The organism is Faecalicatena contorta (assembly GCF_022835095.1).
In the GTDB taxonomy this organism is placed as follows: Bacteria; Bacillota; Clostridia; order Lachnospirales; family Lachnospiraceae; genus Faecalicatena; species Faecalicatena contorta.
In genome coordinates, this window is record NZ_BQNQ01000001.1 from 1,627,697 (window position 1) to 1,641,777 (window position 14,081).

At 50.4% G+C, this 14,081-nt stretch carries 10 protein-coding genes; 3 read left to right on the top strand and 7 right to left on the bottom strand.

Annotated features, from left to right (window positions below):
• Positions 1-319 precede the first annotated feature (319 nt).
• The 7 genes from MWG26_RS07175 to MWG26_RS07205 all read right to left on the bottom strand — a co-directional run bounded on the left by MWG26_RS07175 (position 320) and on the right by MWG26_RS07205 (position 7,791).
• Complete coding sequence (locus MWG26_RS07175; protein ID WP_117440724.1) at positions 320-1,690, bottom strand: uracil-xanthine permease family protein; 1,371 nt, start codon at positions 1,688-1,690, stop codon at positions 320-322.
• A 15-nt stretch (positions 1,691-1,705) separates the two neighbouring features.
• Positions 1,706-2,653, bottom strand: a complete 948-nt coding sequence (gene arcC / locus MWG26_RS07180; protein WP_025655340.1) for a carbamate kinase — start codon at positions 2,651-2,653, stop codon at positions 1,706-1,708.
• Position 2,654: 1 nt separating this feature from the next.
• Complete coding sequence (locus MWG26_RS07185; RefSeq protein ID WP_025655341.1) at positions 2,655-3,038, bottom strand: RidA family protein; 384 nt, start codon at positions 3,036-3,038, stop codon at positions 2,655-2,657.
• Between the two features lie 231 nt (positions 3,039-3,269).
• The gene (gene ygeW, locus MWG26_RS07190; RefSeq protein ID WP_025655342.1) at positions 3,270-4,463 is read right to left on the bottom strand and encodes a knotted carbamoyltransferase YgeW; all 1,194 of its coding nucleotides are present in this window, start codon (positions 4,461-4,463) and stop codon (positions 3,270-3,272) included.
• A gap of 101 nt (positions 4,464-4,564) precedes the next feature.
• The gene (locus MWG26_RS07195; RefSeq protein ID WP_025655343.1) at positions 4,565-5,875 is read right to left on the bottom strand and encodes a YgeY family selenium metabolism-linked hydrolase; all 1,311 of its coding nucleotides are present in this window, start codon (positions 5,873-5,875) and stop codon (positions 4,565-4,567) included.
• Positions 5,876-5,920: 45 nt separating this feature from the next.
• Complete coding sequence (dpaL, locus tag MWG26_RS07200) at positions 5,921-7,126, bottom strand: diaminopropionate ammonia-lyase (protein WP_025655344.1); 1,206 nt, start codon at positions 7,124-7,126, stop codon at positions 5,921-5,923.
• Positions 7,127-7,143: 17 nt separating this feature from the next.
• A complete protein-coding gene (locus tag MWG26_RS07205; RefSeq protein WP_025655345.1) occupies positions 7,144-7,791 on the bottom strand; it encodes a helix-turn-helix transcriptional regulator in 648 nt (215 codons plus the stop codon).
• Positions 7,792-8,142: 351 nt separating this feature from the next.
• Between MWG26_RS07205 and ssnA the strand changes: the two genes are divergently transcribed.
• The 3 genes from ssnA (at position 8,143) to hydA (ending at position 14,076) form a co-directional block, all read left to right on the top strand.
• The gene (gene ssnA / locus MWG26_RS07210) at positions 8,143-9,474 is read left to right on the top strand and encodes a putative aminohydrolase SsnA (protein WP_025655346.1); all 1,332 of its coding nucleotides are present in this window, start codon (positions 8,143-8,145) and stop codon (positions 9,472-9,474) included.
• Between the two features lie 103 nt (positions 9,475-9,577).
• A complete protein-coding gene (gene ygfK, locus MWG26_RS07215) occupies positions 9,578-12,571 on the top strand; it encodes a putative selenate reductase subunit YgfK (protein ID WP_117440723.1) in 2,994 nt (997 codons plus the stop codon).
• A 119-nt stretch (positions 12,572-12,690) separates the two neighbouring features.
• Positions 12,691-14,076, top strand: a complete 1,386-nt coding sequence (hydA, locus tag MWG26_RS07220; protein WP_025655347.1) for a dihydropyrimidinase — start codon at positions 12,691-12,693, stop codon at positions 14,074-14,076.
• Positions 14,077-14,081 lie beyond the last annotated feature (5 nt).

A 14,081-nucleotide genomic window follows, 5' to 3' on the forward strand; every position in this document is an offset into this window, starting at 1 on the left:
CGCTGGCCCCGTCACACCGCCATTCTTAAGCGGCTTCCCAATTGCTGTCCGGTGCGGACGAAGCTAAGTAAAAGGCGAGGCAGACTCCGGGGGAGCTGTCCATGCCATTTCAAAGTCCATAGAGAGCGCGGTTAGAATCCGTTAGAGAAAAAACAGGGAACTTGGAGGGTGCTTGCCGCCGGCGGCGCGAATGCATCGGCATTCGGGCCAACTGCGGCAAGCACCCTCCAAGTTCCCTGGTTTTTCTCTTACGGATTCTCCGCAAACGGACAGGACATTGAAATGGCATGGACAGCTCCCCCGGAGCCTGCCTCACCTTTTACTTAGCGTCTCCACTACCTGCATCATCCGGAGCCGCTTCCAGCGGAACCTCTTTGTCTCTGGGCAGGATGATGTTTAGCAGGACCGCTATGAGTGTTGCGATTACGACCGGTGATTTTCCGAATATGGTGACAAACCAGTCCGGGAATGACGCCAGCGCGCCGCTTGCCTGTGAGATTCCCATTCCCAGCGCGGCGGCGAGTCCTACGATGGATGTGTTGCGGTAGGACATATTTTCTGTGTTGATCAGTTTCATACCTGTCATGGCAATGGAGGCGAATACGGATACGGTTGCACCGCCAAGGACACTGTAAGGTATGGTGGTCAGCAGGGATGAAAACTTGGGAATCAGGCCTGCTACCAGCAGGATGACCGCGGCAAGGCCGAGGACGCAGCGGTTGACGACTTTTGTCGTAGCAACGATCCCGACGTTCTGGCTGTAGGTTGCCGTGGGAAGGCCGCCCAGGAGTGCGCCTATGATGTTGGTGATTCCGTAGCCGACGATTCCGCCCTGCAGCTCATTGCTGGATGGCATACGGTTTAATCCGCCGCTTGTGGTGGCTGAAAAATCTCCGATGGCCTGGATGGCGTTGATGGCGAATAACAGTCCGATCGCTACGCAGGAGGAGATCTCAAACTTGATTCCAAAGTGAAGCGGCATGGGGAGCTGGAAAGCGGAGGCCTGGCCGATGGGAGTAAAGTCTACCATTCCGAAGCACAGGGCTACGATGTATCCTCCAATGATTCCGATCAGGATGGAGGCCAGCTTCCAGATTCCTTTTCCGTAGTGGTTTAATATGGTTACGATTGCAAGTGTTATGATCGCAACCAGCCAGTTCTGCCAGGAACCATAGTCCGGGCTGCCTGTTCCGCCGGCCATATAATTGATGGCGGTAGGGTACAGGGAAAGGCCAATTGTGAATACCACAGTCCCGGCAATCAAAGGCGGGAAAAACCTGCGGATTTTTTTTATAAAGATACCTACCAGAATTGCCACGCAGCCGCCGACAATCTGTGCCCCAAGAATGGTGGGGATATCAAAGTCTGAGGCGATAGACTGCATGCTGGGCAGGTAGGCAAAGCTGATGCCCATGATGACAGGAAGTCCCGAGCCGATAGCAATCCACTTTGTTTTAATAAATGGAAACAGCTGGAGTAATGTGGACAGCGCGGATACGATCAGCGCTGCCTGGATCAGTATTACGGAGTCGCTTTCAGACAGGCCGCCGACTCCAGCAACGATGATTGCAGGCGTTACACAACCCACAATCATCGCAACAACGTGCTGGAGGGCAAGAGGAAAGGCCTGTTTGAAATTAGGCACACCGTTAAGGTCAAATATAGTGGAACGGGTCACTTCTTTTTTCATGCGTTTATCCCCCTTTTAAGCCTGACTGATTCTGGTGCCTGTGGTTCCCTTGATTCCGTCTTTGGCTTTTTCAAGAAGGGTAATCAGAGCCTGGCGTCCCGGCGCGGATTCCGCGAATTCTACGGCAGCCTGTACCTTAGGCAGCATAGATCCGGGGGCAAAATGTCCCTCAGACATGTACTGTTTTGCTTCCTCTGCAGTGATATGATCGAGCCATTTCTCGTTCGGCTTCCCATAGTTAATTGCCACTTTTTCGACTGCGGTCAGGATGATCAAAAAATCTGCATCCAGTTCCCGTGCGAGCAGGCTGCTGGCAAAATCTTTGTCAATCACGGCGCTGGCGCCTTTTAGGTGGTTTCCCTGGCGGGTTACGGGAATTCCGCCGCCGCCGCATGCAATGACAAGATCACCCGATTCTACCATGGTACGGATCGTTCCGATTTCAATGATCTCCTGTGGTCTCGGTGATGCTACCACTCGGCGGTAACCTCGCCCCGCATCTTCTTTCATGACATAGTCATATTTCTCTGCCATATCATCGGCCTGTTCTTTTGTGAGGAAACGGCCGATGGGCTTGGCGGGATTATTAAACGCCGGGTCGTCCGCGTCAACGCGCACCTGTGTGATCATGGTTGCCACCGGGATATCTTTGATGCCGCGGTTCAGCAGTTCTTCGCGCAGAGCATTCTGCAGGTCGTAGCCTATGTATGCCTGGCTCATTGCCACGCAGACGGACAGCGGCGTGTTGGGCTGCAGCGGGTCTTCGTGGGTGAGCGCCAGCATTGCGTTATTTACCATTCCGACCTGTGGGCCGTTGCCGTGTGCGACCACGACCTCACAGCCCTCTTCAATCAGGTCTACAATGGCACGTGCAGTAATCTTTACTGCCGTCATCTGCTCGGGCAGGGTATTGCCAAGGGCGTTTCCGCCCAGCGCGATGACGATGCGTTTCTTTTTTGCCATTTTATTTTCCTCCGACATAAGCGATGGTTTCTACTTCACAAAGAACTCCTTTTGGCAGATCCTTTACGGCAACACAGGAACGCGCCGGTTTTCCTACAAAATACTTTGCGTATATCTCATTGAATGCTGCAAAGTCGCCCATATCCGCGAGGAAACAGGTGGTTTTCACAACGTCTTTGAAGTCTGCACCCTGACTTTCCAGAAGGGCGGCTACATTCTTCATTACCTGTTCAGTCTGCTCCTGGATTGTTGTGCCTGCTACTTCGCCGGTTTCAGGTGAGAGCGGGATCTGGCCTGAAAAGAAAGCGATATCATTTACGATGATACCCTGTGAATATGGTCCGATTGCTGCTGGTGCGTTTTTTGTATCAACATATTTTAACATGTCAAATACCTCCTAATGTTTTTCTTCTTATTATACCAGTTACTGTAACAGTTCAGACAGGCCTGAACTGTTACGCATCCAGCCCATTAAAATTCGCCTGCGGCGAAGGGCTGAATGCCTGCAACCAATATGTTCTCGTACGGTCTGCGCAGTAAATGCGCAGACCTGTCTGAACGGTTACCAGTTACTGCCTGTGTGTGCTGCTTTTTATGTTTACGGTACCGCAAGGGTTTATTCGAAAACTCGTGGAGTGCCTTTTTCTTCCAGTCTTTTTAAAACATCGGCAGGATCTGCGAATTTTGCGAGGAAGATCATGGCAGCGATGATGTATGGTTTGTAGCTTGCTTCTTTGTAGAGAGGATCTCTGTAGCGGTCGAATACGCTGGCGTCCACTTCTCCGGTTTCGCAGCTTACGCCTGTGATGTCAGCCGGCAGGCAGTGCATGTAGAGTGCCTTTCCGTCTTTGGTAGTTGCCATAAGTTCTTCTGTGCAGGCCCAGTCTTTGTGCTCAGCATTCTGTGCAAGAAGTTCCTTCTCCAGTTTCGAGATGCCGTCGAAGTCACCGTTTCCATAGAGCTCTGTACGTTTTTCCATGGCAGCGAAAGGAGCCCAGCTCTTCGGATATACGATATCTGCGTCTTTGAAAGCCTCTGCCATATCGTTTGTTTTTGTGAAGGTACCGCCGGACTTTTTAGCATTGTCCGCAGCAACGGCTTCTACTTCCGGGAATACTTCGTATCCCTCAGGATGAGCCAGGACAACATCCATCCCAAAACGTGTCATCAGACCGATGATACCCTGGGGAACGGACAGCGGTTTTCCATAAGATGGAGAGTAAGCCCATGTCATGGCCAGTTTCTTGCCCTTCAGATTCTCAACGCCGCCGAACTGGTGGATGATATGAAGCATATCTGCCATCGCCTGTGTCGGGTGGTCGATGTCACACTGCAGATTGACAAGTGTCGGTTTCTGTTCCAGAATGCCGTCTTTATTGCCCTGAGTTACAGAGTCAACCACTTCATGCATATAGGCATTTCCCTTGCCGATGTACATATCATCACGGATACCGATAACGTCAGCCATGAAAGAGATCATATTTGCTGTCTCGCGGACGGTCTCGCCGTGGGCTACCTGTGATTTTCCTTCATCCAGATCCTGAACTTCGAGTCCCAGCAGGTTGCAGGCAGAAGCAAAAGAAAACCGGGTACGTGTAGAATTATCGCGGAAGAGAGAGATGCCGAGTCCGCTCTCAAATACTTTTGTGGAGATATTGTTTTCTCTCATAAAACGAAGTGCGTCGGCAAGAGTGAATACTGCTTCCAGTTCATCATCTGTCTTCTCCCATGTCAGAAAAAAGTCTCCATTGTACATTTCTTTAAAGTTCAGTGCGTTCAGCTTATCAATGTAATCCTGTAATGTTTTCATCGTAAAATCCTCCTAAATTTTGTGAATATTCTGAATATGGTGTTCAAGGGGGTCAGACCCCTCTGCAGAGGGGTCTGACCCCCTTGCACCAGTTTGTTAAATTATTTGCAATATAACGTCGGCAGTGCAGCATATACAGCAGCACATACTACCAAATCTGCTTTCCATGTTTTCTCGTTTGGAGCATGAGCCTGTGCCTCTGCGCCAGGTCCAAATCCGATGCACGGGATTCCATTTCTTCCCATGATGGATACGCCGTTTGTCGAGAAGGTCCATTTGTCGGTTAACGGGCGGGCTTTTCTCATTGCCTCCGTCTCTGCGGTTCCGATTCTGGTGTCGCCGTAGAGGCTGGTGTATGCTTCCTCGAGTGCTTTTGTTACGGCGTGATCCTCAGGGATTACCCAAGTCGGGAAATAGCACTCGATCGGATAGGTAAGACCTGTGTAGGAGGGCCTGTCGTAGTTATACATGGAAACTTTTACGTCATCACCATATTTTTTCACGCTTGGAAGTGCGCGGATCTCATCCAGGCAGCTCTCCCAAGTCTCGCCTGCTGTCATGCGGCGGTCCAAAGATACGGAGCAGGAGTCGGCCACTGCACAGCGGCTGGGAGAGGTAAAGAAGATCTCGGATGTTGTGACAGTTCCTCTGCCCAGGAAACGTGCTTCTTTCCATTCCGGATTGAACTTCTCATCCAGCATCTTGACGAGGCCTTTGATCTCGGTGCCTTCCGCAGCATCATTTTCATTTAACGCACGGATATCCTGCAGGATATCGGCCATCTTATAGATTGCATTGTCACCGCGCTCCGGTGCAGAACCGTGGCAGGAGACGCCTTTGACATCCACACGGATCTCCATGCGTCCTCGCTGCCCGCGGTAGATTCCGCCGTCTGTCGGCTCTGTCGATACAACGAATTCCGGGCGAACCTTATCTTCATTAATAATATACTGCCAGCAGAGACCGTCACAGTCTTCCTCCTGGACAGTTCCGGTTACGAGAACGGTGTATTTGTCGTTCAGCAGTCCCAGGTCTTTCATAATCTTTGCCCCGTATACTGCAGAGACAATACCGCCGCATTGGTCGGATACACCGCGGCCGCCGATCTCTTCGTCGTTTTCATATCCTTCGTATGGATCGAAAGTCCAGTTCTCGATATTCCCGATACCTACAGTGTCGATGTGGGCGTCAAATCCTATGATCTTTTCACCTGTTCCCATGTAGCCAAGAACATTTCCCTGGGGATCGATTTCCACCTTGTCAAACCCCAGGCTTCTCATCTCTTCGGCGATACGTTGGATGTGCGCTTTCTCATCACAGCTCTCGCCCGGGAATTTTACAATGTCCCTCAAAAATTTGGTCATGTCAGCCTGATAACCTTGTGCAGCTTCTTTGATTTTGTTAAAATCCATGATTACTTCTCCTTTTTAGAATTTATAATATTGAAATTGCTTAGTTTAACGGTCATTTCCGCCCCACACGATGGATTCGTATCTCTGCGGATCTGTATCTCCTTCGGTGGAGAAGAGCAAGACTCTGGACTCTTCGTTCAGTCCAAGATGCTCTCTTAAGTCTTTATATTCATCCATACACATGATGCACGCCAGCGCACCGAACGGTGCAGCTCCGGATTCCCCGGAAGTAACAGGTGCGTCTCCCTTTACCGGCGCCGCCAGCATACGCATGCCTTTAGCGGCTACCCAGTCAGGCGCTGCGATAAATGTATCCACATGGTTCTTCAGGATATCCCAGGAGATCGTGTTCGGTTCTCCGCAGGCCAGCCCAGCCATGATTGTCACCATATCCCCATCCACGATCTGGATGCTTCCGTCCCCCAGGGCAGCGCCCTTGTAGAGGCAGGCAGCGGCTTTGGCCTCCACAACGATTACTTTCGGCGGATTCTCCGGATAACGGTTGGCAAAATATCCCTGCACAGCTCCTGCAAGAGATCCCACGCCTGCCTGGATAAATACGTGGGTTGGTCTGCCGCAGCCGTATTCCTTCAGCTGTTCATTTGCCTCCATTGCCATGGTCCCGTATCCCTGCATGATCCAGGCCGGAATCTCTTCGTAGCCGTCCCATGCAGTATCCTGCACCATAATGCCGTTATCAGTCTTCGATGCCATGTCTGCGGCCATGCGTACACACTCATCATAGTTATATTCCTCGATCGTCGCCTGTGCGCCTTCAGCGAGAATATTATTGAGGCGGGTCTGTGTGGTGCCCTTGGGCATCAGCACGACGGCTTTCTGCCCCAGCTTATTGGCTGCCCACGCAACGCCGCGTCCGTGGTTGCCGTCTGTAGCCGTGAAGAAGGTTGCCTGGCCGAATTCCTTTTTCAGTTCTTCGGAAGTCAGCACCTGATAAGGAAGCTCAGAAACATCCTTACCAACCTGTTTGGCGATATAACGCGCCATTGCGAATGAGCCGCCCAGTACCTTGAAAGCATTGAGGCCAAACCGGTAAGATTCATCCTTTACGTATACTTCCTTCAAGCCCAGCCGTTCGGCCATCTTATCCAGCCTGGCAAGCGGGGTGATGCTGTACTGCGGAAAGCTTTCATGAAAGGCCCTTGCTTTTTCGACCTCGCTAAGCGCCATAACCTTCAGTTGTGCATCGTCTGTTTTAGGCATATGGTTCACTGCCCATTTGATTGATTCCATGTGTGAAAACCTCCTATCTATTTGCCTGCGTCCATGTAACTATAAAGTGTGAATTTTGAAATTCCCAAAAGAGAAGCAATTTTGTCTCCGGATTTAGTGATCAGAAATGCGCCGGCGTTGTTCAGGTACTGAACGACTGCGACTTTGTCATCCTTATTCATGATAGCAACCGGTTTGCCAACGAGTGCAAGCGCCTGTTCGATCAGGGTGTCCAGCAGCTCGTTTACATTGTGGGTGATTTTTTGCGGCTGTTTGTTATCGGTTTCCTGTTCCTTTTTTTGTTCCGTGCTGATTAATGAATGGATGGCAGATTCGACAGTGAGCAGTGAGGTGATGTCATAGTTGAGAGAAAATATGTAAGCGATGCTGTCATCATCATCCCTGATATACATGGTGCTGGATTTGAGAATCCTACCGTCTTCTGTCTTGGTGAGATAGGAAAGACGGTCCTGTATCTGTGACGGCTTCCGGCTCAGTGTCTCCAGAACCACGCTGGATGGACCGTCGCCAAGCTTTCTGTTGGATACATGCCCATTCTCGATATAGACAATGGAGCTGTCCAGTTCTTTCTTTCTCAGATCGTGGATAACAATCTCACAGGAACTGCCAAACTGTACGGCAAGGCCGTGGGCGATCTGCTTTAATAAGTCTAATTTCTGGCTCAAAGTTACCATTCCTTTCGCGTGTGAGTATGGGAAATTATCCCGAAAACTTTTTGCTTCTAAACTCATCATAGCATAAAAAAAAATTAAATCAATACTTTTTCTAAAAATTTTTTAGGTTACCTAAATTTTTTTGAGATTCTGTATTGCAATTATCTTATATAAATGGTATTCTATATACAACAAAAGCAGTCCTTAAAAATCTGTGCGAAAAAGAATGGTCTGTTTTTACAAAAGGATATACAAAATATAGTGCGACGTGCAAGGAAACCAACCCCCTTGTAGAATTTGTATACGCGGTGACATGCACCGGAAACCTTTAGAACATTTCATTAAGAAAAGGAGACGAATAGTATGCTTATTTTAGGAAACGGCAGGGTAATCACGCGTGACGAGAAGAATCCGTATCTGGAAAACGGCGCTGTGGCGATCGAGGGAAGCACCATCCAAAAGGTGGGAGCCTCAGGTGAAGTCAGAGCGGCATATCCGGAGGCGGAATTTATTGATGCCGGAGGAAAAGTAATTATGCCGGCATTTATTAATGCTCACGAACATATTTACAGTGCCTTTGCAAGAGGACTTTCTGTAAAGGGATATGACCCGAAGGGATTTCTGGATATTCTGGACGGCATGTGGTGGACTATAGACAGGAATCTCACGCTGCAGGATACATATTTGAGCGCTATGGCTACGTATATTGATTGTATTAAGAACGGAGTGACAACCATATTTGACCACCATGCCAGCTTTGGATCAATCCGGGAGTCTTTATTCCATATAGAAAAAGCAGCTAAGGAGACAGGGGTGCGTTCCTGCCTGTGCTATGAGATATCCGACCGGGACGGCAGGGAGAAGGCAAGGGAATCTGTGATGGAAAATGCAGAATTTATCCGCCATGCCCAGCAGGACGGAAGCGGGATGATAGCCGGAATGATGGGGATGCACGCACAGTTTACCATATCAGATGAAACCATGGAACTGGCGGCATCTAATAAGCCGGACGGAGTGGGCTACCATATCCATGTGGCAGAAGGGATCGAGGATCTGCACCACTGCCTGAAGCACTATGGGAAGCGTATCGTTGACAGGCTGATGGACTGGAATATCCTGGGGGAGAAGACCTTATTGGGCCATTGCATATATATTAACGGACACGAGATGGAGCTGATTAAAGCCACAAACACTATGGTCGTACATAATCCAGAATCTAACATGGGCAACGCCTGCGGCTGCCCGCCGACGATGGAGCTGGTGCACAGAGGAATCCTGACCGGTCTAGGGACGGACGGATATACCCACGACATGACGGAGTCCTATAAAGTAGCCAATGTTTTGCACAAACACCATCTATGCGATGCGGCGGCGGCATGGGGCGAGGTACCGCAGATGCTCTTTGACGGCAACGCTCAGATTGCAGGCAGATACTTTGACCAGAAACTTGGTATTCTGGAAGCGGGCGCGGCAGGGGATGTCATTATCGTAGATTACGATCCGCTGACCCCCTTCGGAGCAGACAACTGCAACGGGCATATCCTGTTTGGCATGAACGGACGGAATGTAGTAACTACAGTGGCTAACGGGAAAGTCCTGATGAAGGACAGAGAATTGCAGCATATAGACGAAGCAAAAGTGATGGCGGACTGCAGACAGGCGGCGGCAGAACTTTGGGGACGGATTAACAAGTAAAAGCGGCAAAGTGGTGCAAGGGGGTCAGACCCCTCTGCAGAGGGGTCTGACCCCCTTGCACATCATTTACAGAATATTCAGATTATTTAGGAGGTTTACGCAAATGAGTGATATTATGACCCCGATGTCTTTCGGGCATTTAGTAGATTGGATGATGACGGAGCGTGAGAAGTCGGGCACTGTATTTGGCGAGCATGCGCCCTATCAGGCCGATTCCAGATATAACAGGACGATTTTCGGACGCCCGCTGGAGACTCCGGTCGGCCCGGCAGCCGGTCCGCACACGCAGCTGGCGCAGAATATTGCGGCCGCTTATTATACCGGAAGCCGTTTCTTTGAACTGAAGACCGTTCAGGTGATGGACGGCGCCGAATTGTCGGCATGTGTGAGCAAGCCGTGCATCAAGGCTGACGATGAATGTTATAACTGTGAGTGGTCTACGGAACTCTACGTGCCGCAGGCAATGGAGGAATACATAAAGGCGTGGTTCCTGCTCAAGGTGATGGCAAAGGAGTTTGAGCTTGGCAGCATGGACGGATTCCAGTTTAACATCAGCGTGGGATATGACCTGGAGGGGATACAGTCTCCAAAGATAGACCGTTTCCTGAATGTCATGAAGGATGCCGGAGATTCTGAAATTTTCAGGGATTGTAAAGCATATCTCCTGGAGCATGCGGACAGATTCCAAAAACTGACAGAGGAAGATATTGAGAGTATCTCATCAGAGGTCTGCAACTCCGTCACGATCTCCACACTGCACGGATGTCCTCCGCAGGAGATTGAAAAAATTGCAATGTATCTGATCACGGAAAAGGGTTTCCACACCTTTATCAAATGTAATCCTACCTTATTAGGATACGAATTTGCCAGAAAGACCATGGATGAGATGGGATATGATTACGTGGCATTCGGGGACTTCCACTTCAGGGATGACCTGCAGTACAAGGATGCCGTGCCGATGCTCACTAGGCTGATGAAAGTGTGTGAGGAGCGCAACCTGGAATTCGGCGTGAAGATTACCAACACGTTCCCCGTAGATGTCAAACAGAACGAGCTTCCGAGCGAAGAAATGTATATGTCCGGAAAATCCCTGTTTCCGCTTTCCATCTCGCTGGCCGCAAAGCTGGCGGAAGAGTTCGGCGGCAAACTCAGGATCTCCTTTTCCGGAGGAGCCGATTTTTACAATATAAAGGGCATCGTGGATGCAGGTATCTGGCCGGTTACCGTTGCCACTACACTGCTGAAGCCGGGTGGATACCAGAGAATGTGCCAGATCGCCCGTATCCTGGAGACAGAGGGCGCTGTATTTGAAGGTGTAAGCATAGAAGGATCAAAAGCGCTGGCAGAAGCTGCAATAGTGAGTCCCCATCACGTGAAGGCAGTCAAACCGCTCCCATCCCGCAAGATGAACAAGGAGGTACCGCTTTTGGACTGTTTCGTGGCGCCGTGTAAGGAAGGCTGCCCGATCAGCCAGGATATCACCACATACCTGATGCTTGTGAATGCCGGAAAATATGAGGAGGCAATGAAGGTCATTACAGAGAAGAACCCGCTGCCGTTTATTACCGGAACGATCTGTGCACATAACTGCATGAGCAAATGTACCAGAAACTTCTACGACGAACCTGTACATATACGGGCTATGAAGCTGGAGGCCGCAGAAAATGGCTATGAGGACTGGCTGGCAGATGTAACGCCAAAGCCTCTGACGGAGAAAGGGAAAGCAGCCGTCATCGGAGGCGGCCCAGCAGGCATGGCGGCAGCATATTTTCTGAGACGCGGCGGCATGGAAGTTACCCTCTTTGAGCAGACCGGCTCCCTGGGCGGAGTGGTACGCCACGTGATCCCGGAATTCAGAATCCCGGGAAGCTCCATTGACAAAGACGCAGAAATTCTTAAGGCAGCAGGGGTTGATATTCGATACAACACAAAAGTAGAAAGCGCGCAGCAGTTAAAAGAGCAGGGGTATGGAGCGGTCATATTTGCAGTGGGCGCATACAAACCGGGCACGCTGAAACTGGAAGCCGGCGGGACAATGAATGCGCTGGAGTTCCTCGGAGCGTTTAAAGAAAAGAAAGGCAGCCTGGACATCGGGAAACATGTGGCTGTCATCGGCGGGGGAAACACCGCGATGGATACGGCCAGAGCCGCAAAACGGACCAAAGGCGTCGAGACGGTTTCTCTGGTCTACAGAAGAACCAAACGCTATATGCCAGCGGATGAAGAGGAACTGCTGCTGGCTGTCGAGGACGGCGTGGAATTCAAAGAACTGTTAGCTCCGGTCAGGCAGGAGGACGGCAGACTGATCTGCAGGGTGATGAAGCTGGGGGATTTCGACGATTCCGGCAGAAGAAGTGTGATTGAGACAGAAGAGATCCGGGAAGTTTTGGCAGATACCGTGATTGCCGCTGTGGGTGAAAAGGTTCCGACAGAGCTGTACGAGGCGAACGGAATCCATGTAAATGAGCGTGGGAAAGCAATGGTTAACGCGGAAACCTGCGAGACAAATCTGGAAGGCATCTATGTGATCGGAGACGGCCTGGGCGGCCCGGCAACGGTAGTAGAGGGCATAAGAGACGGCAGGAAGGCGGCAGAAGCAGTGATCGGACGGAGCCTTGCGAAAGATTTCGACAGGCAGGCGGACGAGGCTAAGGTCTACAGCCGCCGCGGCATCCTGCGGGATATGGAGAACGGGAAGGCAGAGACAGAGCGCTGCCTGGGATGTTCCAGTATCTGTGAAAACTGTGTGGAAGTATGTCCAAACCGTGCAAACATCGCCATTCGGGTGCCGGGTATGGCAAAACATCAGATTATCCATATAGACTATATGTGCAATGAGTGCGGTAACTGCAAGAGCTTCTGCCCATATGAGAGCGCCCCTTACCTGGATAAGTTCACACTCTTTGCCGGAGAAAAAGATATGGAAGACAGCAAAAACCAGGGATTTGTGGTAGTGGACAGAGACGAGGCAGTATGCAGGGTAAGATACCTGGGAGATACCTTTACCTGGACAAAGGGAGAAGAGACAAAGCTGCCGAAGGGACTGCAGCAGCTGATTGAAACAGTAGTTCAAGATTATCCTTACCTCCTGGGATAAAAGAGCGCAGCATAAAAGGAGGGGCACGGCAGTCAAGAGCGGCAGGTCAAAAAGAAAAGCAACAGGACAGCAGGCAGGGGCAATAAGCGCCCCTGCACAGACAGAAAGAAGGAATGGTTATGAAACGTTTGTTTAAAGGCGGAATCATCGTCAGCGGCGAAGGACAAAAAAAGTTGGACATCCTGGTAAAAGGCGAAAAGATTCTGGCAGTCGGTGAAAATCTGGAATTCAGGGACGCCGAGATAGAAGACGTCAGGGGCAAGTACCTTTTCCCGGGATTTATTGATGCACATACCCATATGGCTCTGGAAGTCAGCAACACCATAACTGCAGACAAATTTGACACGGGAACCAAGGCAGAGATTGCGGGAGGAACCACCTGCATCATAGATTTTGCCACACAGAACAAAGGAGAGACACTTGCCCAGGCGCTCGATAACTGGCACCAAAAAGCAGATGGCCAGTCCTCCTGTGACTATGCGTTCCATTTGGCGCTATCTGACTGGAACGAGGACATCAGCCGTGAACTGGAGCAGGTTGTGGCGGAGGGAATCTCTTCTTTCAAACTATATATGACATACGATAATATGGTCGTGGATGACAAGACCATGTATGAAATTCTGTCCCGTTTGAAAGAACTCGGCGGAATCGCAGGAGTACATTGCGAAAATAAGGGAATCATAGATGCAAGGCTGGAGGAAGTTCTGCGGAAAAAAGGAAACCGCAGGGATGTCTCTGATTATTCAGGAACGAGGCCTCCGGCAGCAGAAGCGGAGGCCATCAACCGCCTGCTTAAGATAGCGAAGTGTGTGGATACACCCGTCATTGTGGTACATTTGAGTTCGGCAGAAGGCTTCCGGGAAATCCAGCGGGGCAGGGAAGAAGGGCAGACGGTCTATGTGGAAACCTGTCCCCAGTACCTCCTTATGGATGACAGCAAGTACTCCCTGCCGGATGGGGAAGGCAGGAAATACATGATCGCGCCGCCGCTGCGCAGAAAGAAGAATCAGGAGGTGCTGTGGAAGGCGCTTACGGAGGGCAGGATCCAGACAATCTGTACAGACCACTGCAGCTTTAATCTGGAACAAAAAAGTGCGGGGACCGAAGACTTCTGTCTGACACCGTGTGGAATGCCAGGCGGAGAAGAGCGTCCTGGACTGATCTACCAGTTTGGCGTAAACGAAGGACGTATCACCATAGAACAGATGTGCAAATATCTGTCCGAAAATCCAGCAAAGTTATACCACATGTATCCACAGAAAGGAACGCTTTCTCCGGGAAGCGATGCAGATATTGTTGTATGGAATCCCGATACAGAGTGGATTCTGTCAAAAGAGTCACAGCAGACCAACATCGACTATTGCCCAATGGAAGGCACTAAGATCAAAGGCAGGGCAGAAAAAGTATTTCTGCGGGGCCGGCTGATAGCGGAAAACGGGGAAATTAAAATAGAAAATGCAGGGCAGTATATAAAGCATGGAGTCACGAAGGAAGCTGATAATTAAAGAAG